Consider the following 1,010-nt stretch of genomic DNA (forward strand, 5'->3'; position numbering starts at 1 on the left):
TCGACTGATGATCGATAACCTGATGGATCTCACCCACGAAACCTACGTGCACGCCTCCAGCATCGGCCAGAAAGAGATCGATGAAGCGCCGCCGGTCACAACCGTTCAGGGTGACGAAGTGGTCACCGCACGGCACATGGAAAACATCATGGCGCCACCGTTCTGGCGCATGGCCCTGCGTGGCAACAACCTGGCCGACGACGTGCCGGTAGACCGTTGGCAGATCTGCCGCTTCAGTCCGCCCAGTCACGTCTTGATTGAGGTGGGCGTGGCTCACGCTGGCAAGGGCGGTTACAACGCTGAGCCGCAACACAAAGCCGCGAGCATAGTGGTCGACTTCATTACACCGGAAACCGAGACCTCGATCTGGTACTTCTGGGGTATGGCACGCAACTTCAATCCGCACGACGAAGCCCTGACCGATACCATCCGCGAGGGCCAAGGGAAGATTTTCAGCGAAGACCTCGACATGCTCGAACAACAGCAACAAAACCTGCTGGCCAATCCAGAGCGCAACTTGCTCAAGCTGAATATCGATGCCGGTGGTGTGCAGTCCAGGCGCGTATTGGAACGCATCATCGCCCGTGAGCGAGCGCCGGCTGTCGAGCTGATTGCCACGGCCAAATAGCGAAGGGCTGCGTCCTGGAGCAATACGCGCGTCAACTCCCATTGATCTAGTTCGCGGCCACTGCGGTGGCCGGTCTTGAAGGTTCGCCATGATTGAAGTCGTCGTGACATCCCGCAACAACGAAGCGTTGGATATTTGCAGCTACGAGTTGACCTGTGCACAAGGCGGGGCATTGCCCAGCTTCAGTGCCGGGGCCCATATTGACGTGCATCTGCCCAGCGGACTGATCCGCCAGTACTCACTGTGTAACCACCCGCAAGAGCGCCATCGCTACCTGATCGGTGTGCTCAAGGACGCTGCCTCGCGCGGTGGTTCTCAGAGCATGCATGAGCAGATCAACAGTGGCGATCGGCTGTTCATCAGTGAACCGCGTAACCTTTTC

The 1,010-nt window shown here is 58.4% G+C and carries 1 protein-coding gene and 1 pseudogene; both read left to right on the forward strand.

Annotated elements, in window-relative coordinates:
* Nucleotides 1-628 (forward strand): annotated as a pseudogene (locus tag AC1DRJ_RS29455) (aromatic ring-hydroxylating dioxygenase subunit alpha); the annotation flags it as partial.
* 88 nt (nt 629-716) lie between these two features.
* Nucleotides 717-1,010 (forward strand): ferredoxin reductase (locus AC1DRJ_RS29460; RefSeq protein ID WP_477805227.1); only part of this gene is annotated, 294 nt, incomplete at its 3' end.

This window comes from Pseudomonas sp. P5_B2 (genome assembly GCF_056400445.1).